Source organism: Herbaspirillum hiltneri N3 (assembly GCF_001267925.1).
Taxonomy (GTDB): Bacteria; Pseudomonadota; Gammaproteobacteria; order Burkholderiales; family Burkholderiaceae_D; genus Herbaspirillum; species Herbaspirillum hiltneri.
The window spans coordinates 2,337,450-2,362,686 of sequence record NZ_CP011409.1 but is presented as its reverse complement, the minus strand read 5'-3'; the positions used below and the strand labels follow the sequence as shown (position 1 = coordinate 2,362,686).

Below are 25,237 nucleotides of genomic sequence, written 5' to 3'. Positions count from 1 at the left end.
CAGAAGTAACGCAGTCCCGTATTTGCAACGAAACCAAGCTTCGTAGCGCCAACAAACTTATACCATCCGTAATCTAAGGAGAAGAGGCCATGTCCCGCAACACATTGAACACCCTAAAGGAATTCAGCATTTCCGGTTCCAAGAAAGGCAAGTTCTACTCACTGCCCGCCCTGGAAAAGAAGCTCGGGATCAACATCTCCCGTCTGCCAGTGTCGATCCGTATCGTGCTGGAATCCGTCCTGCGCAACTGCGACGGCCAGAAGGTCACGGAAGAGCACGTCAAGCAATTGGCGAACTGGGGCGCCAAGGCTCCCCGCGTCGATGAAATCCCATTCGTGGTCGCCCGCGTCGTGCTGCAAGACTTTACCGGCGTTCCCCTGCTGGCCGATCTGGCCGCCATGCGTAACGTCGCCAAGAAGCTGGGCAAGAATCCAAAGAACATCGAGCCGCTGGTTCCGGTGGATCTGGTTGTCGACCACTCGGTGCAGATCGACCACTTCCGCGAAAAGAAAGCGCTCGACCTGAACATGAAACTGGAATTCCAGCGCAACAACGAGCGCTACCAGTTCATGAAATGGGGCATGCAGGCATTTGACACCTTCGGCGTCGTGCCTCCCGGCTTCGGCATCGTCCACCAAGTGAACCTGGAATACCTGGCACGCGGCGTGCACAACAAGACAGGCATCTATTATCCGGACACCCTGGTCGGCACTGACTCGCACACCACTATGATCAACGGTATCGGCGTGGTCGGCTGGGGCGTGGGCGGCATCGAGGCAGAAGCCGGCATGCTGGGCCAACCGGTCTACTTCCTGACACCTGACGTGGTCGGCGTGAACCTGACCGGCCAACTGCGTGAAGGCGTCACCGCGACCGACCTGGTCCTGACCATCACCGAACTGCTGCGCAAGACCAAGGTTGTGGGCAAGTTCGTCGAATTCTTCGGCGAAGGCACCAAGTCGCTGTCGCTGACCGACCGCGCCACCATCGCCAACATGGCGCCTGAATACGGCGCGACCATGGGCTTCTTCCCGGTCGACGAAGCAACCATCGACTATTTCAAGGGCACCGGCCGCACCAAGGCGGAAATCGACGCGTTCGAATCCTACTTCAAGGCACAGAACCTGTTCGGCATTCCAAAGGCTGGCGACATCGACTTCACCAACGAAGTGTCGCTGGATCTGGGCACCGTTGCACCATCGCTGGCTGGTCCGAAGCGTCCGCAAGACCGTATCGAAATCGGCAACGTCAAATCGAACTTCGCTGATCTGTTCGTCAAACCGGTGGCTGAAAACGGCTTCAACAAGAAGATCGAAGACCTGAACAAGTCGTACACCAATGCCGACGGCATCGATGTCAAGAACGGCGACGTGCTGATCGCAGCGATCACGTCGTGCACCAACACATCGAACCCGAGCGTGCTGCTGGCAGCCGGCCTGCTGGCCAAGAAGGCTGTCGAAGCCGGCCTGAAGGTTGCGCCGCACATCAAGACCTCGCTGGCGCCCGGATCGCGCGTCGTGACCAAGTATCTGGAAGCAGCCGGCTTGCTGGGCTATCTGGAAAAACTGGGCTTTGGCGTGACTGCCTACGGTTGCACCACTTGCATCGGCAACGCCGGCGACCTGACTCCAGCCATGAACGAAGCGATCGTCAAGAACGACATCGTCGCTTCCGCCGTGCTGTCGGGCAATCGCAACTTCGAAGCACGTATTCACCCGAACATCCGTTCGAACTTCCTGGCTTCGCCCCCGCTGGTCGTGGCTTACGCCATTGCCGGCAACGTCAATGTCGACCTGATGACACAACCGGTCGGCAAGGGCAAGGGCGGCAAGGAAATCTTCCTGGGCGACATCTGGCCGACTTCGCAAGAAATCGAAAAGCTGTTGAAGTTCGCGATGAACGCCAAGGTGTTCAAAGAGAACTACGCCGACGTCAAGGGCGCACCAGGCAAGCTGTGGGAAGCCATTAAGGGCGTCGCTGCCGGCCAGGTCTACAACTGGCCTACTTCGACTTACATCGCAGAACCACCGTTCTTCGAGAGCTTCACCGAAGTACCGAAAGCAGCAGCAACCGGCATCAGCGGTGCGCGCGCTCTGGGCGTGTTCGGCGACTCGATCACCACCGACCACATCTCCCCGGCCGGTTCGATCAAGGACTCCAGCCCGGCAGGCAAGTGGCTGCAAGCCAATGGCGTGCTGAAGGCGGACTTCAACTCCTACGGCTCGCGCCGCGGCAACCACGAAATCATGATGCGCGGCACTTTCGCCAACGTGCGTATCAAGAACCTGATGGTGCCGGGCGTTGAAGGCGGCGTGACGGTTCACCAGCCTAGCGGCGAACAAATGGCGATCTATGATGCAGCCATGAAGTACGTCAACGACGGCGTGCCGACCATGGTGTTCGGCGGCGAAGAGTACGGTACCGGCTCCTCCCGCGACTGGGCTGCCAAGGGCACGCAACTGCTGGGCGTAAAGGCTGTGATCACACGTTCGTTCGAACGTATCCACCGCTCGAACCTGGTTGGCATGGGCGTGTTGCCGCTGCAATTCATCGGCAACGACAGCGTCCAGACTCTGGGCATCACAGGCGAAGAAACTTTCGACCTGAAGGGCCTGGAAGGCGAGATCAAGCCGCAACAGGAAGCCACTCTGGTGATCCATCGCAAGAACGGCGAAACCAAGGAAGTCAAACTGCTGCTGCGCATCGATACACCGATCGAAGTGGACTACTACAAGCACGGCGGCATCCTGCCGTTCGTTCTGCGTCAACTGCTGACAGCTTAATCAGCCTCCTGCAGAGACGTCCCGCTTTGCGGGTACGCAGCAAATAAAAAACGCCGGTTTCGACCGGCGTTTTTTTTATGCGCGCGCCGTGGGGCGCGCCATGCAATGCGTCAGGAGCGATGTTGACAAACATGCATGCCGGTCAGCAACACCCGGCCCGATGTCGAATCAACTACAATAGATATTCTCATCATTTGATTGTCAATATTTCATCATGCGCCGCCCCGCCAAACGCTCTTCCTCCAGGTTATCCGCTGAAAGCCAGCGCCTGGTCAATTCATCACAAGCGGTCGCCGGCTCTACCAGTCGTCTCGAAGAACGGGCCTGGGAACGCACCCTCGATCTGCAGCTGCATAAGCAGTTGAAAAGTAACCATCAAGGCATGATCGACGCCGCCCTCGATCATCTGTTCAAGTCCGATCTCGACGGTTACGACGTCCTGGTGGAAGCAGTCGAAGCCAACAGCGAAGCCTGCGCGCTCGATTACGACGGCAAGGTTTACAGCGTGCAGCTGCTGGCGTTGCCGGTGCTGGCCTGGACGCGTTTCAGCATCGCCTCCGGCAACCTGCCGGCCGATGTACGCAACGGCTTGTTCGCCCACCTCCACGCGCATGTGCTGGCCGACAACGTCCACCTTGCATTGGCGCCGCCATTATATGCAATCGAACAACTGCCCCGCCACCATGCCGACGTCTTCGCGCTGACCCAGCGCATGGGCCAGTCCGCCCTCAAGCAAAGCACGCCGCAGCTGTCGCTGGAGCACACGCCGACCGCGCCCTTCCTGGCCGATACGCGCTACCTGATCGCTGCGGTTGCCGTGCCGACCGGCGCACCGGTATTCCGCTGGCAAATGGATGAGAACTCCTCAACCATACACGAGCGGGAAGCCGCACTTGAGGCCTGGACCGCCCAAGCCACGCCGCTGCTGACCCGCTTCCTGCCCGGCTGCAATGTCGAGTTGCTGTTGCCGCAACCGTATTACTTCGCCTGCCGCGAAGCGGACAAACGTATCCGCCCGGCCGCCATTCGTGCCGCCGATCATTACCTGACGCAGACGCTGGGCGTGGCTTCGTCGGAGTTGCACGCCAATATCGGCAGTTTTTGCGAGAACATCAACGGCCAGATCGATGAATACCGCGTCGGCTTTAGCCTCGGCAACGACGACGGTGTCGTGTACGGCATCGTGTGGCCGCTGTACGAGCAGGAAGATGGTGACGAAGTACGCGACCTGTCCGCGCCGGATAGCCCACGGACGCCAATAGAAGAAATTCTGGGGGTATTGCGTGAATGCGGCATCGTACAGATCAAGCTGCATGAGGAACGCTACACGATGGAGTTCTGCGACGATTGCGGTACGCCGCTGTTCCCGGCTCCCGACGGTGATTTGGTGCATGCAGAAATGCCGGAAGACGCACCGGCATCAACCGAACACTTCCACTAAGCCGGATTTCCCTGCCTGTACCGGCAAGCGTCCTTGATGCCTGCCGGTGCAGTCCGTCTGCATCAATCCTGCCATCCAAAAAGAAACGGGCGCCTGCCGCAGAGCCATGCGGCAGGCGCCCGTTCCCGGACTCGGTTCCTGAAGCGGCTTAAGCGGCCAGCTTCTCGATCAGGCCCATATCGGCGCTGGACATCAGCTTGTCGATGTCGACCAGGATCAGCATGCGCTCATCCAGAGTGCCCAGACCGATCAGGTAGTCGGAGTCGAAAGTCGTGCCCATTTCCGGCGCCGGCTTGATTTGCTCCGGCGACAAGGTGATCACATCGGACACGCTGTCCACCACCATGCCGACCACACGGCCGGAAATATTCAGGATGATCACGACGGTGAATTGATCGTAAGTCGGTTCGCCAAGCTGGAACTTGATGCGCATGTCGACGATAGGGACAATGATGCCGCGCAGATTGACGACGCCCTTGATGAATTCCGGCGAATTGGCGATCCGGGTCACCGCTTCGTAACCACGGATTTCCTGAACTTTCAGGATGTCGATGCCGTATTCTTCCTTGCCGAGTGTGAAGGCCAGGAACTCATTCCCGGCGCTATCGGCTTTTTCGCCAAAGCCGGAAATATTTTTCGAAATGGTGTCAGACATGGTAATGGCCCTTATAAGAAATCAGGAAAATACAGATTCGTCGCTCAATTGCCGGCTTGATCGTAACAAAGCGGCAACGTCGATAATCAAGGCTACGCCTCCGTCACCCAGAATAGTAGCACCAGAAATCCCTGCAACCTTACGATAATTGGATTCCAGGTTCTTGACAACAATTTGCTGCTGGCCGATCAGATCATCGACGAACAATGCAGCTTTCTTGCCATCCGATTCCAGGATTACCACCAACCCCTGCGACGGATCGGTGAATGTCGGCTCGATATTGAAAATTTGATACAGCGGAATCAGCGGCAGATATTCGCCACGGACCTTGATGACCTTGCCCTGGCCGCTGATCTCCTTGACGTCCTGCGTCGCCGGTTGCAGCGACTCGACCACGTAACCGAGCGGCAGGATATAAATCTCGTGTCCGATCCGGATCGACATGCCGTCGAGGATCGCCAGCGTCAACGGCAGCGAAATCGAAATCGTGGTGCCGAAACCCTTGCTGGAGCGAATATCGACCGCCCCGCCCATGGCCAGGATGTTGCGCTTGACGACGTCCATGCCGACGCCGCGACCGGACACATCGGTGACCTGCTCGGCAGTCGAAAAGCCCGGCTCGAAAATCAATTGCCAAACGTCGCCGTCGCTGAGATTGTCCGACACCGCCATGCCTTGCTGCTTGGCCTTGGCCAGAATCTTGTCGCGGTTCAGGCCACCGCCGTCGTCAGTGACTTCAATAATGATGTTGCCGCCCTGGTGTTCGGCCGACAGCGACAGCGTGCCGTAATCGGTCTTGCCGGCCGCCAGGCGCGTCTCGGGAATTTCGATGCCGTGGTCGATACTGTTGCGCACCAGGTGCGTGAGCGGATCGACGATGCGCTCAATCAGGCCCTTGTCCAGCTCCGTCGCGGCGCCATGGGTGACAAATTCGACGCGCTTGCCGAGTTTCGCGGCCAGATCGCGCACCATGCGGGGGAAACGCGAGAACACGTAATCCATCGGCATCATGCGAATCGACATGACGGATTCCTGCAAGTCGCGCGTATTGCGGGTCAGCTGGCTGACACTGTTGAGCAGATGTTCATGCAGCATCGGGTCCAGCGAGCCGGTGCGCTGCTCAATCATCGCTTGCGTGATCACCAGCTCACCTACCAGATTGATCAGCTGATCGACTTTTTCGATGCCGACGCGGATCGACTGCGATTCGTGCACGGTCGCGGGCTTCTCGCCCTTGGCTTTCTTTTCGCCGCCTTCCGTCACGGCCAGAGCCGGAGGATCGTCGTCGGTATGTGCAGCAGCTTCTGCCGCCTGCTTGGCTTGTTCAGTCTCGCCTTGAGGAACGAACGGCTCGAAGAAACCGTAGCCGCGCTCCTTGTCCGTTGCGTTCATCGGCACGAACGGCGCAAAGAAACCATAGCCGCGTTCTTCATCGGTTGCATCCTGCGGCACGAATGGTGCGAAGAAGCCGTAGCCCTGCTCTTCTTCCTTGGAACGTCCGGCGACCGCTTGCGAAATCTTCAGGTCATCCGTGTTCACCAGGAAGGAACAGATTTCGACGATGCTGTCGGCGCTCTTGGCGGTGTCAAGGATGAATACGCTGCCGCCGCCTTCAGCTTCGGCTTTCTCGATTTTTCCGAGCAAGCCGAGCTCCTGCTGCAAAGCCTCGATGTCGCGATCGGCCAGCTGCGGCAATTCAATGCGATAACGGCTCACGCCGCCCTGTCCGGCCAGTGGCTGCGCGCCCTTGGCTTTCTTGCCGCCGCCTTCGGACAGCGATTGCAGCAATTTGCGTACTTCAGCGGCCGCGTTCAGATCGACGGTCGCACCATGGCGATGGCCGTCCAGCATGGATTTGATGACATCCTTGGCGGCCAGGAAGGCGTCGACATGCTGACTGGTCAACGCCATTTCGTGCTGGCGAATGCGGTCAAGCAGCGACTCCAGCACGTGGGTCACCTCGGTAATGTCGTTCAAGCCGAATGTGGCCGAACCGCCTTTGATGGAATGCGCGGCGCGGAAGATCGCGTTCAGATCTTCGTCGTCGGGATCCGACACATTAACGGCCAGCAAGAGCTTTTCCATTTCGGCGAGGCCTTCCTCCGCCTCGTCGAAAAACACCTGGAAAAACTGGCTCATATCAATGGTCATGATTGGGCTCCGTCATGGATGCTGTAGGTCTGTCTTTTATCGTTGATTATTGACACTAGCCAATGACTTTTTTAACTACTTCGGTCAGGCGCTGCGGATCGAACGGCTTGACCAGCCAGCCATTGGCGCCGGCAGCCTTGCCCTTGGCCTTCATCTCATCGCTGAACTCAGTGGTCAGCATCAGGATGGGCACGCGCTGATAGCTAGTCAGCGCACGCAGGGAACGGATCAGCGTCAGGCCATCCATGCGCGGCATGTTCTGATCGGTCAGCACTAGGTCGAAAGTCTGCAATTTCGCCTTGTCCAGCGCATCTTGCCCGTCCACCGCTTCGGTGACTTGATAGCCGGCTGCTTTCAGGCTGAACACCACCATCTGGCGCAATGACCCCGAGTCGTCTACCGCAAGAATTGTTTTAGACATCATTACTCCCTGTTCTTCATTTACGACTATGAGTTGTTCGAACTCATTATGCCGCATCCATTATCAAAAAATTGCTATTGTGCGATTGATTCAACCCATCGTCAAAACACCGAAGAGCTCCGCCGAATCTGCATACTGACGCGGCTCCGGTTAAAACAACTCGATGTCGCCGCTTTCCATGCGCGTTTGCCGTACCGTTTTCCACAGGCCATTTTCAAGCGCGGTCAGACGTTCTTCCATCGACTCTACCGTGTTCTTGAGCAAGCTTTCGAGCATCTCCACCGATTGCGTGGAATCGGGAGTAATTTCAAAGCTGTTCGCGCTGAGCACACCCAGCGCGTCACGCAGGCCGATCACGCGGCGCACGATACGCTCCAGCAACTGGCTGGTCATGTCCTGGAACTGCAGGCCTGTCACGGCCGCATTGACGTGCGCCGTAATGTCGTCCTGCATGACCTTGAGGCGAGCGATATCCTCAGCGGACAAGGTACCGTTGCCGGCCATGACCACTTCCAGTTCCTTCTGCTGCGCGAGGACAGCGGTATGCAACTCCATGAAGCTCGATCCCAGCTTCTCGATCGCTTCGCCGAGCAGGATGTTGGTCTGGACCAAATCCGTTTCGACTTCAGTCAGTTGCCTGCTTCCACCGCTAGCCGTATCGAGCAGCAAGCGCTTCAGCTCTTGCAGCATTTTGGGTGTCGACATTCGAAGCCCTCCTTTTCAATGGGGCCTGGTGTTTAAAATCCAGTTAATTCTTGGCCGGTTCGCTCAAACCATCTTTTACGTCAGCGTCGGACGACACGTCGAGTGAAGACGATCCACCGTTCTGAACAAGCTCTTCCGCTTTCTTGTTCATCACGATGATGCTGATGCGGCGGTTGATCGGGTTGAACGGATCCTCCTTGTCCAGCAGCACGGCGGACGACAAGCCCACCACGCGCAATACCTTCGATTCATCCATTCCACCTGAAATCAACTCGCGACGCGACGCGTTGGCGCGATCCGCGGACAGCTCCCAGTTGCTATAGCCTTTTTCACCGCTCGAATACGGAGTGGCATCGGTGTGCCCGGACAGGCTGATCTTGTTCGGTACATCGTTGAGCGTTTTGCCGATCTCACGCAGGATTTCACGCGTATAAGGCTGCAGCTGGGCGCTGGCGAGTGCAAACATCGGACGGTTCTTTTCGTCCACGATCTGGATGCGCAAGCCTTCGGACGTAATGTCGATCAACAGTTGATTCTTGAATTGCTTCAAGGTCGGACTATTGTCGATAGCGGTCTCGATGCGCTTTTTCAATTCGTCCAGACGGGCGCGTTCGGCCTTTTCCAGTTCGGCCTGTGCGGCGCGCACACTGCGTTTGCTGGTGATATCGTTCTCACCCTTGCGCAACTGCCCCTCCTGCCGCGTCAGATCCTTACCGCCGCCAGGCAGCACCGTATTCGCATCGCCACTACCGGAGCCGCCGGCCATCGCCACCTTGAGGGGTGTTTTGAAATATTCCGCGATACCGTTGAGGTCGCCCTTTGCAGTCGAGCCCAACAGCCACATCAGCAGGAAAAACGCCATCATCGCCGTCACAAAGTCGGCGTAGGCGATCTTCCAGGCGCCGCCGTGATGACCGCCGCCGCCCTTCTTGATGCGTTTTACAATAATGGGACGTAGCCCTTCGTCGGCCATGCCTTACTCCTGCTGATGACTGGTCATATCGGGTTACTTGCTTTTTGCCTGTTTGACGTGCTCTTCCAGTTCCAGGAAGGATGGACGTTCCGTCGAGAACAGGACCTTGCGGCCGAATTCGATCGACAAGGCAGGTGCGTAACCGTTCAGGCTGGCGAGCAGAGTGACTTTGACGCATTGGTAAATCTTGGTCGACTCGTGCAGCTTTTGCTCCAGCAAGCTCGACAGCGGCCCCACGAAACCGTACGCCAGCAGAATACCAAGGAAAGTACCGACCAGCGCATGCGCAATCAGCATACCCAGTTCGGACGGCGGGATACCCACCGATTCCATCGTATGCACCACGCCCATCACCGCTGCCACAATACCGAACGCCGGCATGCCGTCGCCGAGCTTGGCGATGCAATGCACCGGAATTTCGCCTTCGTGGTGATGGGTTTCGATTTCATTGTCCATCAGGTTTTCGATCTGGAACGCATCCATGTTCCCCGACACCATGAGGCGCAGGTAATCGGTCATGAACTCGATCAGGTGATGGTCGGCCAGAACGCCGGGATATTTGCTGAAAATCGGGCTCGACTCAGGTTCCTCGATGTCGCCTTCGATCGACATCAACCCTTCCTTGCGCGACTTGGTCAGGATTTCGAACAGCAGCGACATCAGCTCCATGTACAGAGCTTTGGTATATGTCGAGCCTTTGAAAACGGTCGGCAACGCCTTTATCGTGGCTTTGATGGCCTTGTTGTTGTTACCGACAAGGAAAGCGCCCCCCGCTGCTCCACCAATCATCAGCAACTCGATCGGCTGAAACAACGCCCCGAGATGCCCCCCTGCCATCGCAAATCCGCCGAAGACGGACGCCATGACGATTACATATCCAATTATGACTAACAAGTGCCTACTCCCGTCCCAGTGGCGTTCAGTGTTTTTTCCCTGCTGTCAGGTTACATGCAATCCCATCAACCAAATGATGGAATACATGACCGAAAGCGGGCTTTCATTTTCAATTACGACACCAAAGATAAAAACTTGATAACGTGCGGAGAATGTAACACAGCTCTTTTTTGTTTCACATACGCCAACCATACAAAGCCGGCCCATTTTCCTTCGGATGCACGACGACATCCGGTTGCATGTCCTCAATGATGAATTCGTAGCTCAGCAAGAGCGTGCCGGGACGCATTTCCACCCGCGCCTTTTGCCACAACGCCGTCATCGCCGCCGGCGACAGGTAGGCGAAGATGACATCGTAGTCACTGAAATCCAGGCGCGTATAGTCGCCGCGCACGAACGCGCCGCGACTCCGGCCAAGCAAAGCGCGTACCTGGCTGACCAGCCACGGCAACGGCGCCAGCTCGATACCGACGAAACGGCTGTCGGGGCGCAGTCTCGACAAATAAAGAACCGCGCCGCCCAGGCCGCTACCGATATCGATCACGCGCAACGGCTGGTCGGCCGGCAGCAAACCCGCCACCGCATCCCAGGTTGCCTGACCCGACGGATAGAACGGCACCTGGCTGCGAAACGTCGACCAGAACAAGAGCAGCAGAAAGAGGAATACCGCGAGAAACAGCACCGGGGGCAAATGGAAGGAATTCACCAGCACGGCAGCCGGCGGAAAGAAAAACAGGATCGGCGCCCACCATGACGCCATGCGGCGCAGGCAAGCAAGGCCTGCGGCCAGTGCACCATGCAGGAAAGCGAAAGGAATGGGGGAAATGACGACACCGAACCACGACTCGACGGCCTGTCCGGCCAGCAATGCCAGAACCCATGCGGCGCAAAGAACGAACAACGCTTGTACTGCAGGTGCCTGCAGAACGGGTCTGCGCTGCCCCAATGTCATCTCGGCCTCCAAGCCTGCATCAAAAGCCGATTATTGTAATGCGACAGTGGTCAGATTGATCCGAATCAGGCAATGGCGGCGATCTGCGGCGCTTCGAGCGCTGCAGCAATGGCCGGGGCGGCGATCGCGTCCTTGGCCTTCTTGGTTTTGCCGGCGCGCGAAGGCATGTGGCACAAACCGCACAGGTAGTCCTGATGCAAATCCAGACGATGCACGACGAAATGGCCGCGGCATTTGCTGCACGGCGTGGTCATCAGCATCTTGCTTTCAAAGAAGCGCACCAGCGTCCATGCTCGCGTCAGCGACAGCACCGACTCGTCACCTTCAGCAACCTGGCCGGCCTGTTCGAGATACAGTTTGTATGCCTTCATCACGGCTTCAATGCCGGAGATCTTGGCGTACTCAACGAGGTATTTGTGGATATTGATGAACAGCGAGGAATGAATGTTCGGTTGCCAGGTGATAAACCAGTCTGTCGAGAACGGCAGCATGCCCTTCGGTGGCGAGACGCCCTTCAGTTCCTTGTAAAGCTTGAGCAGACGCTCACGCGACAAGGAAGTTTCGGACTCCAGCAATTGAAGACGCGCCCCCAGATTGATCAACTCAATGGCCAATTGAATCTCTTGCGATTCAGTTATCACGCTTTTCTTAGCCATGAACACACCCCCGATATTTTTTAATTACAACTCAACTTCTTTGCCAACCTGACTGACGCTTAACGTCGAATCATTCTCCCGGGTTGACCAAGTCGACCCAAACATACCACGAAGGATGATTACAGCGTCAGGAAATTTGTTCGACCGGCTGACAAGCCATCAGAATCGCAGCATGCGATTGAGCGAGACCCTTGTCTTTGTTGTAATTGGTCAGCATGCCGAGGATTGCACCGTCGTCGAAGCGGAATCGCGTCAACATCATGTTGGTGCCGGCAAGTTTCAGAATTTGTGCGTTGCTCAGACCTTGAATCATGTCTGCTATTTCGTCGCTGATACCAAGACGAAATATGGCGGTTGCCTTGTCGGATCGGATCATTTGCTGAGCCAACATCAAATAACTCAGATTTGCATCACGAATTTCAGCCATCATGTCATTGGTATTCATTTAACCCCCAGCTCAAAATCAATTTACACCCGGTTACTTTTTCTTACCGGTAAGGCCGATTCTGAGGGGGTGTTGAAAGGCAGGAAATTAGTGGATGTCGGTATTTTTCGTCGGCTCCGCCCCAAGCAACACATAGGATTTTGTCTTACAAAAACATCGCAAAATTTCTTGAAAAATCAAGCTTTTTTTCCAAAACCCGCCACCACACTGGGTTTAAGAGCCGACAAAATTTCTATTTTTTCAAAAATTTCCACAAGGAAATCATCGCGAAAATTAAATTTTTATCAATATTTCTCACAGTTGAAAATCGTCCTGTTTTCCTACTTTGTTGTCGCCAAACGACTACGAAAAACCGAAAAAACTTCAAATTCCAGGCGTCATAACGAGAACTGCCGATAAAACTCCCCAACTTTTACAAATACTTACCTTCAGCGAGAAATTCAACGGCCTGCATTATCGGGCTGACAAAAACCTACTTGGCAGCATGAATTGCATCCAGGCTTTGCGAGATATCGGCAATCAGATCTTCGGCCGACTCCAGCCCGATATTGAAGCGCACCAGGCCGCCCTTCTCCGTCCAGGTCTTGCGCATTGTCTGCATGCGATACGGCACGCAAAGGCTATGGGCGCCGCCCCAGCTAAAGCCGATCTTGAACAGCGCCAGTCCATCGACGAAGCGATCGATTTGTGCTTCGCTGAATTTCGCATCAAAAATTACGGAAAACAAACCGCCTGCACCGGTGAAGTCGCGTTGCCAGAGTTCGTGCCCAGGGCAATCCGGCAATGCAGGGTGCAAGACCTTGCTGATTTCCGGCCGCTGCTTGAGCCACGCGGCCACTTTGCGCGCGGCCGCGTCGTGCGCATCGAAACGCAGCCGCATCGACGGCAGGCTGCGCAACACCATATAGACATCGTCCATGCCCACGCCAAAACCCAAGCGCATGTGCGCCAGCTCCATCTTATGATTGAGCTCATCATCGCGCGTGATGACGGCGCCCATGAGGACGTCCGAACCACCGGATTGATATTTGGTCAGCGCCTGCATGACGATGTCGACACCATGATCGAAGGCACGGAACGCCAGTCCGGCCGACCAGGTATTGTCCATCGCCACCGGCACGCCGCGAGCACGCGCCGCACTGCAAATGGCCGGCACATCGGACACTTCCATCGACACCGATCCCGGTGCCTCGGTCCAGATCAGGCGGGTGTTGTCCTGAATAAGATCGGCGATGCCGGCGCCGATCAGGGGATCGTAAAAACGTGCGGTAATACCGAAGTCGCGCTCCAGCCAGACGGCCTGGTCACGATTCGGGCCGTAGACGTTGTCGGGCAACAGCACGTCGTCGCCGGTCTTGAGCAATGCCAGGTTGACGAGCGCAATTGCCGCCAGACCGCTTGGCACGATGCGGCAATGGCGCCCGCCTTCGATTTCGGCCAAACGCGCTTCCAGGGTGAATGTGGTCGGCGTGCCGTGCAGCCCGTAGGTGTAGCCGCTCTTTTCTTTCCAGTTGCGCGCCCGCATGGCCGCCACATTCGGAAACAACACCGTCGACGCGTGATGGATGGCAACCGGTAATGCACCGAAATTGTCAGGAGCGACGTACTCGCTGTGAATCAGGCTGGTCTGAGGAGTGTATTTTTCTGCCACGAATAACCTCGAATGAATTCTTGTTGGAGAAACGCCGCACCGCCAGGAAGCATCCTGCTTGCGCCACAGGTTCTCAGGGCGCGCCCACCTTCAGGGAAAACGGTTTGGTGACGGAGCCGTCGAGCGTAGACCAGGTCCCGCTGAGCAGACCGTTTTTGAAGCTGCCTTCCCACTGGCCGGACACGTCCTTGCCGTTATGGGATTCTTCCATCATCAGGTCGTTCTGATCGACTTCGCCGGCCAGCAATATCTGTGCGCTTTGGCCGAAAACAAAATAATTGCCTTCCAGGCCGTCTTCATCCGCCTTGGGCTTCAGGCTGAGCTGGATCCTGGCGTCGCCAAGCGTGCCGCGCAACACCGTCGGCTTGCTCAACACATCTTGCAGACTGCCTGGCAGCGCCGCAGGGGGCGCCGTTGCCGCCGTTGCAGCTGCGCCTGCGACGGCTTGCTGTGCATGGGTGAACATGGTGAAAACGGACAGAACAAACGCCAGCAATAGCCTTGCAACCCCTGCCGTCATTGCGCCGCCGCCCACAAATCGTGCGCGTCGGCAGCAGTGACGACGACATCGACGAACTCGCCGACCACGAGTTTTTTATGCGGTTCGAACGGCGGCTTGACGTAGACCACGCCGTCGATTTCAGGCGCATCGGCGGAGGAGCGTCCGATGCCGCCGCTACGATCCACCTCGTCGATCAGTACACGCAAGGTTTTCCCGACTTTGGCTTGCAGGCGCTTCTTGGAAATCTCTTCCTGCAGTTGCATGACGCGTCCCCGGCGCTCTTCGCGGAGCTCTTCCGGCACCGGGTTGTCGAGCAGATTTGCGGTCGCGCCTTCCACGGGGGAATAGGCAAAGCAGCCCAGGCGATCGATTTCGGCTTCCTTGAGGAAGTCGAGCAGGTATTCGAACTCGGCTTCGGTTTCGCCTGGGAAACCGGCGATGAAAGTCGAGCGGATGGTCAGGTCGGGGCACATCTTGCGCCAGGCCTGGATGCGTTCAATGTTCTTCTCGCCGCTGGCCGGACGTTTCATGCGCTTGAGCACGTCGGGATGGGCATGCTGCAGCGGCACGTCGAGGTACGGCAGCACATGGCCCTGCGCCATGAACGGGATGATCTGGTCCACGTGCGGATACGGGTAGACGTAATGCAGGCGCACCCAGGCGCCATAACGGCTGGCCAGTTCGCCGAGCGCCTCAACCAGTTGCGTCATGTGTGTCTTGACCGGCTTGCCATTCCAGAATCCCATGCGGAATTTGACGTCAACGCCATAGGCGCTGGTGTCTTGCGAAATGACCAGCAATTCCTTGACTCCGGCCTTGAACAGGTTTTCGGCTTCCAGCATGACGTCCGCAATCGGGCGCGACACCAGGTCGCCACGCATGGAAGGGATGATGCAGAAGCTGCAGCGATGGTTGCAGCCTTCGGAAATCTTGAGATAAGCAAAATGCTTGGGTGTCAGCTTCACGCCTTGCGCCGGCACCAGATCGAGGAACGGCGCATGCGGCTTGGGCAAATGCTTGTGCACCGCCAGCATGACTTCGCCGACCGCGTGCGGGCCGGTGACCTCAAGCACCTTGGGATGGATTTTCTGGATCAGGTCGTCGCCGTCGCCGTCCTTCTTGGCGCCAAGGCAACCGGTGACGATGACTTTGCCGTTTTCGCTCAGCGCCTCGCCGATCGCATCCAGCGACTCTTGCACGGCGGCATCAATGAAGCCGCAGGTATTGACGATGACCAGATCGGCGCCATCATAGGACTTGGCGGTATCGTAACCTTCGGCGCGCAATTGCGTGAGGATTTGTTCGGAGTCCACCAGCGCCTTGGGGCAGCCGAGTGAAACGAAGCCGACCTTGGGGGCTACCTGGGGAACGACGGGAGAAGCATTGGACATGACGGATGGGCTAAAAAGCGTGGTTCAGAAGGAAGCCGCTATTGTACCCTTTGGCTGGCGGGGCAGCCGTAAGAACCTGTTCACGCTCTTACGGCCCCTCGCCTTGTCGGAATGACTATTTTTTTGTCGGATCGGTAGGAACGAACGGGAAAGTCCCGAACATGTTCTTGGTCTGGCTCTGCATTTGCTCCTGCATCTGGACGAACAGGCTCTTGCTCTGTTCGATATAGTTGCTCATCATGCCTTGCATCATCGGGCCCTGGACGTTCATGAACTGCGCCCACATTTCCGGACTGAACGGCTTGCCTTCATAGAACCCCTTGGAGTTTTCCGTCAGCTTGTTCTGGATGTCGATAAACGCCTGGATGTTCTTTTCCAGGTAAGAGCCCATCATGCCCTGCATGGCATGACCGTAGTAGCGAATGATCTGCGACAACGCCGCGCTGGAGAACATCGGCGCACCGTGCGACTCTTCTTCCAGGATGATTTGCAGCAGAATACTGCGCGTCAGATCGTCGCCGTTCTTGGCGTCGACGACAGCAAACTCCTCGTTGTCGAGGACCAGTTGCTTGACGTCGGTCAAGGTAATGTAAGAACTTGTTTGTGTATCGTACAGGCGGCGATTGGGATATTTTTTGATTAAACGCTCGCCTGAGTTTTTTGCACTTGTCATCTGAAATTCCAGTCTGTTTTCAGCTATATAAGCGGACCCATATTTTTAGGTTGAAGTCGGTCCGCTGGCGTAACGCATTATAGGCGGGAAACCACGCATACATACAAGTATGAAGTTTCCGTTAAAACAAGTCGGAAAACCGGAAATGCATCCCGATTTCCCGACCGATGCTTACCCCATATGCAAGCCGCCGTTCAGCGAAAAGTCGGAACCGGTGGCATAACCACCTTCGTTCGAAGCAATCCAGGCGATGATCGAGGCAATTTCTTCCGGCTCAGCCAAGCGCTTGACCGGGATGCCGGCGACGATTTTCTCCAGCACTTCAGGACGAATTGCGCGCACCATGTCGGTGCCGACGTAGCCCGGCGACACGGTATTGACCGTCACGCCCTTGGTGGCGACTTCCTGCGCCAGCGCCATGGTGAAACCGTGAATGCCGGCTTTGGCGGTCGAATAGTTGGTCTGGCCGAACTGTCCCTTTTGACCGTTGACGGACGAAATATTGATGATGCGTCCCCAGTTGCGGTCCACCATGCCCTCGATGACCTGTTTGGTCACGTTGAACAGCGAATTCAGGTTGGTGTCGATGACGGCGTCCCAGTCGGATTTGCTCATCTTGCGGAACTGCCCGTCACGGGTGATGCCGGCATTGTTGACCAGCACGTCGACCTCGCCGATCTCCGCCCTCACCTTGTCAAACGCCGCCTTGGTCGAGTCCCAGTCGGCGACGTTGCCTTCCGACGCGTGGACGTCGAAACCCTGCTCGCGCATGGAAGCCAGCCATTTGTCCTTGCGGGTGGAGTTGGGGCCGCAACCGGCGACGACCGTGAAGCCGTCTTTGGCCAGACGTGCGCAAATCGGGGTACCGATGCCCCCCATGCCGCCGGTCACATATGCGATACGTTTTACCATGGTCCTGCCTCCTATTTGTGTCGGGTGGATAAGTTCCGGGGATGACGATGACTGCTATCTCACATCGCTGTGTACGCCGGCATCTTTATGAAACCGCATCCCGTTCTTGCTGCTTGCTGCTTTACTGCCTGGTTGATCTTCGCAGACCTTGTTGGTCGTATAGACCTTATTCGGCCCTGACTTTGACGTACCTTCCCGGCGCCGGCTCAATCGCTTTATATTTGGCGCTGCCGGCCTTCTTCGGCGCGGCAACCTGCTTGCCGGCATGCCTGGAAAGAAAATCCGACCATTCCGTCCACCAGCTGCCGGGATGTTCCACCGCGCCGGCAAACCATGCTTCGGGATCGGCCCCGATCTTGTCGTTGGTCCAGTAACTGCGCTTCTTTTTCGCAGGCGGGTTGATCACCCCGGCGATGTGTCCGGAAGCACCCAGCACGAAGCGGTTGTTGCCCGGCTTCCTGGCATTGAGGATCGATGTCGACGCATACGCCGAGGCCCATGGCACGATGTGATCTTCCCGCGAAGCGTAGATGAACGCAGGCATGTTGAGCTTGTAGAGATCGATCTTCTCGCCCGCGATGGTCAGCTTGCCCGGTTCCTTGAGCGCGTTCTCCAGATACATGTGACGCAGGTAATAGCAGAACATCGGGCCCGGCAAATTGGTGCTGTCGGCATTCCAGTAAAGCAGATCGAATGCTTGCGGCGTCTCGCCTTTGAGATAGTTCGACTCCACGTAATTCCAGAGCAGGTCGTTCGGCCGCAGGCTCGAAAACGCCGAGGCGAAATCGCGCCCCGCCATCAGCCCGCTTTTGCCGATCATCTGCTCGCGCATGCCGATCTGGACATCGTCGATATAGACATCGATGGCGCCGGTGTCGAGGAAATTCAGGAACGCCGTCAGCAGTGTCAGGCTGGCTACCGGGTCTTCGCCACGTGCAGCCAGAACCGCCAGCGCGCAGGAAAGAATGGTGCCGCCGACGCAGAAGCCGAGCGCGTTGATCTTGTCTTGTCCGGAAATTTCCTGCACCACATGGATCGCCCTGACTACGGCGTCGTCGACGTATTGATCCCAGGTCGCGGTCTCCATCGAGGCATCGGCGTTGCGCCAGGAAACCAGAAAAACCGTATTGCCCTGCTCTACCGTATAACGCACCAGCGAGTTCTGCGGCTGCAGGTCAAGGATGTAAAACTTGTTGATGCAAGGCGGCACGATCAGCAGCGGACGCGCATGCACCGTCTTGGTCAGCGGTGCATATTGGATCAATTGGAACAGTTCGTTTTCGAACACCACCGAACCCGCAGTCGTGGCGACGTCCTTGCCGACTTCAAAGGCGGTTTCGTCGGTTTGCGAGACGCGGCCCTTTTGCAAGTCCGCGAACAATTGCGCGATGCCGCGGGTGAGGCTTTCACCGTGCGTCTCGATAATCTTTTGCTGCGCTTCGGGATTGGTCGCCAGGAAGTTCGCCGGGGACAGCGCGTCGATCATTTGCTGCACTGCAAAACGAAGTTTCTGCTTGACCTTGTCGGTCGATTGGACCGCGTCAACCATCGACGTCAGAAAGCGTGCGTTGAGCTGGTAAGCCGCCGCATGAAAGGCAAAAAACGGATTGGATTGCCATGCCGGTGCAGACATGCGGCGATCGGTGACAGCGGGAATCTGCGAGCTGATTGCTGTCTGCCACAGGCTCGCGAATTGATCCGCATAATCCCGCTGCAATCGGGCCACGTCGGCAGGATCAAGCTTGGCGCCGAGGTCGCCCAGCTGCTTCTGGATCGACTGCACGTCTAGCTGGCCGGCAGCGGGCATTTGCAATGTCTGCCACGTCTGCCACGTCTTGGGATCAGATAACTGGTTTAGCCATGCTGAAACAACGGGAGGAACGCTGTGCGGGTTCTGCGTATTCATGCTCGCTTCTACAATTTTCGCGTATTGTTACGGTTTGTCGCTCAGTCTGTAAACCAGAAATCACAATGTACATCGTCGCAATCGCATGGTTATATGTCGTCTTCATGATGTCGATTACCGAACAGTCGGTCACTGCAGGAATCATGACGTTTTTCCTGTACGGCGTATTTCCCTTGACAATTGTTTTATACCTGATGGGTACACCGCAACGCAAGCGGAATCGTCAAATCAGGGAAAAATCGAAAGCGGCGCATGAGGCAGGACAACGCCCGGCAAACGAGGCGGCGCCCGAGCAAAAAAACGAGCCCTGACACCCAACGAGAAGTGCGCCGCCATGTCTGCTTGAGGCGCGAGAATTACACGGCGGCTCCAAACCGCCAATAGAAGAAATACGAAAATTGCAGATCGTGCTCAGACATCCTTGACCGGCACACGGCTGCATGGCGCATTCACCGCATGCAGCGCAAGGCGTTCCCGCAGCGCCTCTTCAATGCCGTTGCAGCGCCAGCGCGGGGCGACGTAAATGACGACGATATTCATCCTGCCGTTCTCGCGCGCATCTCCATTTTCCACATCGAGCGCACCGACGATTTCATGCCCCGCTCTGGCGTAAATGCGCATGCCGTCCGCGCGCATTTCGACGTCGAACTGCATGCCCGTCATCGCCACAGATGCGAACTCAGGTGCAAGCCCAGCAGCAGCAAGCCGATGAAGAAGCAGCGGCGAAACAACGTCGCCGAAATCTTCCCGCGCATCCACTGCCCGATGAACATTCCACCGAGCGCCGGCAACAGGGCCATTACCGAAATCGCCGCGCCTTCCATTTGCAGCGCACCGCCTTGCGCGAGTCCGATTGCCATCGCGATGGTCGACACCGTGAACGACAGACCCAGCGCCTGGATGAGTTCATCCTTTTCCAGGTTGAGCGCCTGCAAATACGGCACCGCAGGAATCACGAATACCGCCGTCGCAGCAGTGACCAATCCTGTGATCAGACCGATCAGCGGCGACCATGTTTTCTCCCGGCCGGCACTGACGGAAAACCTGATCGCTGCCAGTCCCAACACGGCATACGCGACCAGCGCCACGCCCAGAAAAACAGTCGCGCGCCCACTCGCATCTGGAGCCATAAAATTGGCGCCCAGCAAAGTGCCGGCAACGATGCCCAACAACATCAGCCAGAGCCGGCGCAACAACCACAGGAAGCGCCCACCGGCCAGCAACTGCCAGACGTTGGTCACCAGCGACGGCACAATCAACAACGCAGCCGCCTGCAATGGCGGCATGAACAAACCTAACAGCCCCACCGCCACGGTGGGCAGGCCGAGCCCGACCACGCCCTTGACGAAACCCGCCAACAGAAAGATTGCGGCGACGGCCGACAATAGCGTGATATGGCTGGCACTAAGAGACAAACTGGTCGGCATGGCGGCTCCCGGGATTCGTTCAACAATGCACCGAGTCTGCCAGCTATCGTCATGCGAGAAAATCTGGAATACACTGAGCCAGCCTTCGGCGCCAGCGAAGGCTGCCCGTCAACTCCATCTGCAACCATGACCACACGTCTTGACCTGAGCGACCTGCGGCTCTTCCTGCATGTCGCGGAAACCGGCAGCATCACCGCCGGCGCCGGCCGTTCGCATCTCGCGCTGGCCTCTGCCAGTGCGCGCATCCGCAGCATGGAGGACGCCCTCGGTGTCGCCTTGCTGCTGCGCGAGCGACGCGGAGTCCAGCTGACCGAAGCCGGACGCGCCCTGTTGCACCATGCCCGCACCGTGCACCAGCAAATGGACCGGATGCGCGACGAACTCAGCGAGTACGCGCACGGCCTTAAGGGCCACATCCGCCTGCTCGGCAATACCGCCGCCATCAGCGAATTCCTGCCCGATGCGCTGGGTGCCTTCCTGGCGAAAAATCCCTATATCGACATCGACCTGGAAGAACGGCTCAGCCACGAAATCGTGCAGGCCATCGTCGACGGCGTCGCCGACATCGGCATCGTCGCCGACTCGGTACCGACCGGTTCGCTGGAGACCATCTCCTTCCGTCAGGACCGGCTGGTCGCGGTGCTGCCGCGCAAGCACGCGCTGGCGCGCCGCAAGGCGCTGCAATTTGCGGAACTCATGGACAAGAACTTTATTGGACTGAGCAATGGCAGCGCACTGCAGGAGCACCTGGCCGGCCACGCGCTGCGCGCCGGAAAACGCCTGCAATACCGCGTCAGGCTGCGTAGCTTCGACGGCATCTGCCGGATGGTGGAGCGCGACGTCGGCATCGCCGTGATTCCCGAAACAGCCGCCCTGCGCTGCAAGAAAAACATGGAGATCAATTGCATCCCGCTCAGCGACCCGTGGGCGAAGCGGCAACTGCTGATATGCGTGAGAAGCCGCGAGGAATTGCCGGGACACACCCGGCAGCTATTGGAGCAATTGACCGAATTGAAATAGCAGGACGGCGCCGCCTACCTGAGCCAGATCAGGGAAGCCATGCGGCCGGTCTGCTTGTCGCGCCGATAGGAATAGAACCGTGAGTCGCTCACGGTGCACAATCCGCCGCCGGCAACACGCGACACGCCGGCTTGCGCCAGCCGCCGGCGCGCCAGCTGGTAGATATCCGCCAGGTACTTGCCTTCGCGTCCGGCGATGGCAGCGAACGCGGAACGACTTGCGACGTCGTGTGCGGCGAATGCTTCCAGCACGTCCTGACCGACTTCAAATTGCTGCGGCCCGATCGCCGGTCCCAGCCAGGCGATGATCTCGCCGGCGCCGCGACCGCGCATAGCGGCCACTGTCTTTTCCAGCACGCCGCCGGCCAGTCCGCGCCAACCCGCATGCGCCGCGCCGACGACGCTGCCGGAAGCGTCGCATAACAATACCGGCAGGCAATCCGCTGTCATCATGACGCAGACGGCACCGGCTTCGGTGGCGATGCAGGCGTCGGCATCGGGCGCGCCCCGCACCTGCGCAGCATCGGCGACATTGACGCCATGCACCTGCGTCAGCCAGGCAGGTTCGGCCGGCAAAATACTGCGCAGCAAAGCGCGATTGCGCTGCACGTGCGTGAGATCGTCCTGTACGTGCACGCCCAGATTCAGGCCGCCGCCGCCATGCCCGTCGTCATACGCGCCGCGGCTGACGCCGCCGCTGCGCAATGTCGACAACGCGCCGACGTTGGCGGGGATATCGGTCCAGTCGGGAATCAGCAGTTCCATGCAGGCGCAGTCCTTCAGTCTTCGAGTGCGGTCAGCACTTTCACGTCGATGCCGGCGCGTTCCAGCAACTCGGTGAAATCCGCGGGCAAGCCCACCTCCCATTCGACTTGCTTGCCGGTGGTCGGATGAATCAGGCCGAGTTTCCAGGCCTGCAACGCCTGGCGCGGGAAGAAGGTCATCAGATGCGACTTGCCGTACAAGGCATCGCCGACCAGCGCAAAACCGAGCGACTGCATATGGACGCGGATCTGATGGGTACGCCCCGTTTCCAGCTGGCAACGCATCAGGCTCACGGCGCGCCCGTCGAGCGCTCCGACGGCGGCGCGACGATAGTGCGTGACGGCCGGCTTGGCCGTTATGCTTTCGGATACCGCCATCTTGATGCGGTCGCGCGGATGGCGCGCCATCGGCGCATCAACCGTGCCGGACAGCTGCGGCATGCCCCAGACCAGCGCCAGATATTGGCGTTTGACCGTGCGCGCCTGCAACTGGCGCACCAGGTCGGTCTGCGCCGCCAGCGTCTTGGCTACGACCATGAGGCCGCTGGTGTCCTTGTCCAGGCGATGGACAATGCCTGCGCGCGGTACACCGGCCAGGGCCGGACAATGATGTAACAGACCGTTGAGAAGCGTACCCGACCAGTTGCCGGCGGCCGGGTGGACCACCAGTCCCGCCGGCTTGTCGATCACCATGATGGCCTTGTCTTCATGGATGATGCGCAAGTCCATCGGCTCCGGCTGGAAGGCGTTGTCTTCCGGCGCGGCCTGCGGCGTGATGACGACGAGTTCGTCGCCCAGCACCGTCATTTTGGTGCGGGCGGGGTTGCCGTCGACGGTCACGTGGCCGCCTTCTATCCATTGCTGGATGCGGCTGCGCGAGTATTGCGGCACCAGTCCCGACAAGACTTTGTCGAGCCGGACGCCACAGGCGTCGTCGGTCAGTTTCAGAGTTATGGGTTCTGCACCATCGGTAAATTCCTCGACGACTTCATCGAGCGAATCATCTCCCTCGGGTATTTCAACGGGTTCGGTTGCAAATGCTTTAACAACCTTAGGGGGAGTGGTACGTGACATCAGCTATAATCAGTGGATTGAAATTTCTTGTTTCTTTGCACCCGCTCAAACTGCTCATACGTCATGCAAAAAATCTTATTGAAGTTGCTTACCGTCGCATTCATCCTTTCATTGTCAGCATGCGGCTTGTTGCCGGAACAAAAAGACGAGACGATAGGCTGGTCTGCGTCCAAATTATACTCGGAAGCCAAGGATGAGCTGACTGCCGGCGGTTATGAGAAGTCCATCAAGTATTTCGAAAAGCTTGAATCGCGCTATCCATTCGGCACCTACGCGCAACAGGCGCAGATGGATATCGCCTACGCGTACTACCGCCTGAACGACCAGCCGCAAGGCTTGGCTGCGGTAGACCGCTTCATCAAGCTGCACCCGAATCATCCCAACGTCGACTACATGTATTACCTGCGCGGCCTGATCAATTTCAATGACCGCACCAGCATCTTCGACACCTTCACCGACCAGGACAACACCGAGCGCGATCCCAAGGCAGTGCGCGATGCCTTCGATTCGTTCAAGCTGCTGGCCGAGCGCTTCCCGGACAGCACCTACACGCCGGATGCCCTGCTGCGGATGAAATACCTGGTCAATTCGATGGCCCAATACGATGTCCACGTGGCCAATTACTACTACCGCCGTGGCGCCTATGTATCGGCAGTCAACCGCGCCCAGGCTGCGGTGAAGGAATATCCTGACGCGCCGGCCGTCGAAGAAGCCTTGTTCATCATGATGCGCGCGTACGAGGCGATGGGCCAGAAACAGCTGCGCGACGACACCGAACGCGTCATCCAGGCCACCTACCCGAACAGCCCTTACTATCATGGCGGCCCCAAGTCCAAGGACAAGCCCTGGTGGAAAATCTGGTAAGCGCAGCGTCACCGTACTCATGAAAAAGCCCCGCAATGCGGGGCTTTTTCATTGTGTGGACAGTCCTCCGGGCGCCTATTCAGCCACGCGCCTACGGAACACCCACGAGGTGTCACTAGATACCGATTCGTCAAAGGCGTAGCCGTCGAGATCGAAGTTCTTCAGCTTTTCCGGCTGGTTCACTCCCTTCAGCGCGGCGTAGCGCGCCATCAGCCCTCGCGCGCGCTTGGCGTAGAAAGAGATGATCTTGTACTTGCCGCCCTTCCAGTCTTCGAACACGGGCGAAATCACCTTGGCCTCAAGCACCTTGGTCTTGACCACTTTGAAATACTCTTCCGACGCCAGGTTCACCAGCACCTTGGCCTTGTGCCCCGCCAGCTCGGCATTGAGCGCCTTGGTGACGTCTTCGCCCCAGAACGCATACAAGTCCTTGCCACGCGGATTCGGCAGCCGTGTCCCCATTTCCAGGCGGTAAGGCTGCATCAGATCCAAGGGACGCAAGGCGCCGTACAGGCCCGAGAGGATGCGCACATGCGACTGCACGTAATCCAGTTGCTTGACGGAAAGTGAAGCCGCATCCAGGCCCTCATAGACGTCGCCGTTGAAAGCCAGCACGGCCTGCTTGCTGTTCTTGCTGGTGAACTTGCGCGACCACGCAGCAAACCGGTCGGCGTTGAGTGTCGCCAGTTGGTCGGAAATTCCCATCAGTGTCGCGATCTGCGCCGGCGACTTCTGCTTCAGGACGTCGATCAGCTCTGCGGAGCGGGCAATGAAATCGGGCTTGGTGTGGATGTCGGTTGTTGCGGGAGTGTCGTAGTCGAGGGATTTGGCGGGCGATAAAACAATCAGCATAGAGGGTCCTGTTAACTTTTTCGACATCATACCGAAAGCGTCGAAACCCGTCTGCCGGAACCCCTTCGTTGACGCCAAGGCAAGTAGCCGTTACCCATCCAATCCGGTGTTGCTAATCCGCCAAAG

The 25,237-nt window shown here is 57.8% G+C and carries 25 protein-coding genes; 5 read left to right on the top strand and 20 right to left on the bottom strand.

Translation table 11 applies throughout. The features are described from left to right. Positions 1–89: 89 nt before the first annotated feature. Entirely contained in the window at positions 90–2,783 is a 2,694-nt protein-coding gene (gene acnA / locus F506_RS10770; RefSeq protein WP_053197349.1) for an aconitate hydratase AcnA, read from the top strand. A 214-nt stretch (positions 2,784–2,997) separates the two neighbouring features. Next, positions 2,998–4,224 (top strand): DUF2863 family protein, encoded by a 1,227-nt coding sequence (locus F506_RS10765; protein ID WP_053197347.1) that lies wholly within the window; start codon positions 2,998–3,000, stop codon positions 4,222–4,224. Between the two features lie 148 nt (positions 4,225–4,372). Here F506_RS10765 and F506_RS10760 read toward each other — a convergent pair whose 3' ends face one another. The 15 genes from F506_RS10760 to phaC form a co-directional block, all read right to left on the bottom strand. Beyond that, positions 4,373–4,879: a chemotaxis protein CheW gene (locus tag F506_RS10760; RefSeq protein WP_053197345.1), complete on the bottom strand. Its 507-nt coding sequence runs from the start codon at positions 4,877–4,879 to the stop codon at positions 4,373–4,375. Positions 4,880–4,900: 21 nt separating this feature from the next. After that, the gene (cheA, locus tag F506_RS10755; protein ID WP_053197343.1) at positions 4,901–7,030 is read right to left on the bottom strand and encodes a chemotaxis protein CheA; all 2,130 of its coding nucleotides are present in this window, start codon (positions 7,028–7,030) and stop codon (positions 4,901–4,903) included. Between the two features lie 55 nt (positions 7,031–7,085). Beyond that, positions 7,086–7,451 carry a response regulator gene (locus tag F506_RS10750; RefSeq protein WP_007876463.1) on the bottom strand — a complete coding sequence of 122 codons (366 nt, stop codon included), beginning with the start codon at positions 7,449–7,451 and terminating at the stop codon, positions 7,086–7,088. A gap of 150 nt (positions 7,452–7,601) precedes the next feature. After that, the gene (locus F506_RS10745) at positions 7,602–8,156 is read right to left on the bottom strand and encodes a hypothetical protein (RefSeq protein ID WP_053197341.1); all 555 of its coding nucleotides are present in this window, start codon (positions 8,154–8,156) and stop codon (positions 7,602–7,604) included. A gap of 43 nt (positions 8,157–8,199) precedes the next feature. Next, positions 8,200–9,129 (bottom strand): flagellar motor protein MotB, encoded by a 930-nt coding sequence (gene motB, locus F506_RS10740; protein ID WP_053197338.1) that lies wholly within the window; start codon positions 9,127–9,129, stop codon positions 8,200–8,202. Positions 9,130–9,162: 33 nt separating this feature from the next. Next, positions 9,163–10,023 carry a flagellar motor stator protein MotA gene (gene motA, locus F506_RS10735; RefSeq protein ID WP_050477258.1) on the bottom strand — a complete coding sequence of 287 codons (861 nt, stop codon included), beginning with the start codon at positions 10,021–10,023 and terminating at the stop codon, positions 9,163–9,165. A gap of 175 nt (positions 10,024–10,198) precedes the next feature. Continuing rightward, positions 10,199–10,975 (bottom strand): class I SAM-dependent methyltransferase, encoded by a 777-nt coding sequence (locus tag F506_RS10730; RefSeq protein ID WP_053197336.1) that lies wholly within the window; start codon positions 10,973–10,975, stop codon positions 10,199–10,201. Between the two features lie 65 nt (positions 10,976–11,040). Then, a complete protein-coding gene (gene flhC, locus F506_RS10725; protein ID WP_053201473.1) occupies positions 11,041–11,631 on the bottom strand; it encodes a flagellar transcriptional regulator FlhC in 591 nt (196 codons plus the stop codon). 127 nt (positions 11,632–11,758) lie between these two features. Continuing rightward, on the bottom strand, positions 11,759–12,076 hold the full coding sequence (gene flhD, locus F506_RS10720) for a flagellar transcriptional regulator FlhD (RefSeq protein WP_007876449.1): 318 nt from the start codon (positions 12,074–12,076) through the stop codon (positions 11,759–11,761). Positions 12,077–12,548: 472 nt separating this feature from the next. Then, the gene (locus F506_RS10715; protein WP_053197334.1) at positions 12,549–13,727 is read right to left on the bottom strand and encodes a cystathionine beta-lyase; all 1,179 of its coding nucleotides are present in this window, start codon (positions 13,725–13,727) and stop codon (positions 12,549–12,551) included. Positions 13,728–13,800: 73 nt separating this feature from the next. Beyond that, entirely contained in the window at positions 13,801–14,247 is a 447-nt protein-coding gene (locus F506_RS10710) for a hypothetical protein (RefSeq protein WP_053201472.1), read from the bottom strand. Continuing rightward, positions 14,244–15,620 carry a 30S ribosomal protein S12 methylthiotransferase RimO gene (gene rimO / locus F506_RS10705; RefSeq protein WP_053197333.1) on the bottom strand — a complete coding sequence of 459 codons (1,377 nt, stop codon included), beginning with the start codon at positions 15,618–15,620 and terminating at the stop codon, positions 14,244–14,246. The genes F506_RS10710 and rimO overlap by 4 nt, the downstream gene beginning before the upstream one ends. Positions 15,621–15,735: 115 nt before the next feature. After that, positions 15,736–16,293, bottom strand: a complete 558-nt coding sequence (gene phaR / locus F506_RS10700) for a polyhydroxyalkanoate synthesis repressor PhaR (protein ID WP_053197331.1) — start codon at positions 16,291–16,293, stop codon at positions 15,736–15,738. Between the two features lie 171 nt (positions 16,294–16,464). After that, positions 16,465–17,205: a 3-ketoacyl-ACP reductase gene (locus tag F506_RS10695; RefSeq protein WP_053197329.1), complete on the bottom strand. Its 741-nt coding sequence runs from the start codon at positions 17,203–17,205 to the stop codon at positions 16,465–16,467. 166 nt (positions 17,206–17,371) lie between these two features. Further along, positions 17,372–19,012, bottom strand: coding sequence for a class I poly(R)-hydroxyalkanoic acid synthase (gene phaC, locus F506_RS10690; protein ID WP_407638233.1), 1,641 nt, complete (start codon positions 19,010–19,012; stop codon positions 17,372–17,374). A gap of 164 nt (positions 19,013–19,176) precedes the next feature. Between phaC and F506_RS10685 the strand changes: the two genes are divergently transcribed. Beyond that, positions 19,177–19,422, top strand: coding sequence for a hypothetical protein (locus F506_RS10685; protein ID WP_053197322.1), 246 nt, complete (start codon positions 19,177–19,179; stop codon positions 19,420–19,422). A gap of 100 nt (positions 19,423–19,522) precedes the next feature. Here the strand turns inward: F506_RS10685 and F506_RS10680 are convergent, their stop codons facing one another. Then, positions 19,523–19,765, bottom strand: a complete 243-nt coding sequence (locus tag F506_RS10680) for a hypothetical protein (RefSeq protein ID WP_144424038.1) — start codon at positions 19,763–19,765, stop codon at positions 19,523–19,525. A gap of 5 nt (positions 19,766–19,770) precedes the next feature. Continuing rightward, positions 19,771–20,538, bottom strand: coding sequence for a sulfite exporter TauE/SafE family protein (locus tag F506_RS10675; protein WP_053197318.1), 768 nt, complete (start codon positions 20,536–20,538; stop codon positions 19,771–19,773). Positions 20,539–20,664: 126 nt separating this feature from the next. Here F506_RS10675 and F506_RS10670 point away from each other — a divergent pair, with 126 nt between their 5' ends. Further along, positions 20,665–21,558, top strand: a complete 894-nt coding sequence (locus tag F506_RS10670) for a LysR substrate-binding domain-containing protein (protein ID WP_053197315.1) — start codon at positions 20,665–20,667, stop codon at positions 21,556–21,558. A 14-nt stretch (positions 21,559–21,572) separates the two neighbouring features. Here F506_RS10670 and pgeF read toward each other — a convergent pair whose 3' ends face one another. Then, positions 21,573–22,322 (bottom strand): peptidoglycan editing factor PgeF, encoded by a 750-nt coding sequence (gene pgeF / locus F506_RS10665; RefSeq protein ID WP_053197313.1) that lies wholly within the window; start codon positions 22,320–22,322, stop codon positions 21,573–21,575. 14 nt (positions 22,323–22,336) lie between these two features. Next, a complete protein-coding gene (locus F506_RS10660) occupies positions 22,337–23,395 on the bottom strand; it encodes an RluA family pseudouridine synthase (protein WP_053197311.1) in 1,059 nt (352 codons plus the stop codon). A gap of 63 nt (positions 23,396–23,458) precedes the next feature. Between F506_RS10660 and F506_RS10655 the strand changes: the two genes are divergently transcribed. After that, positions 23,459–24,259 (top strand): outer membrane protein assembly factor BamD, encoded by an 801-nt coding sequence (locus tag F506_RS10655; protein WP_053197310.1) that lies wholly within the window; start codon positions 23,459–23,461, stop codon positions 24,257–24,259. 75 nt (positions 24,260–24,334) lie between these two features. Here F506_RS10655 and yaaA read toward each other — a convergent pair whose 3' ends face one another. After that, positions 24,335–25,111: a peroxide stress protein YaaA gene (gene yaaA / locus F506_RS10650; protein ID WP_053197307.1), complete on the bottom strand. Its 777-nt coding sequence runs from the start codon at positions 25,109–25,111 to the stop codon at positions 24,335–24,337. Positions 25,112–25,237 lie beyond the last annotated feature (126 nt).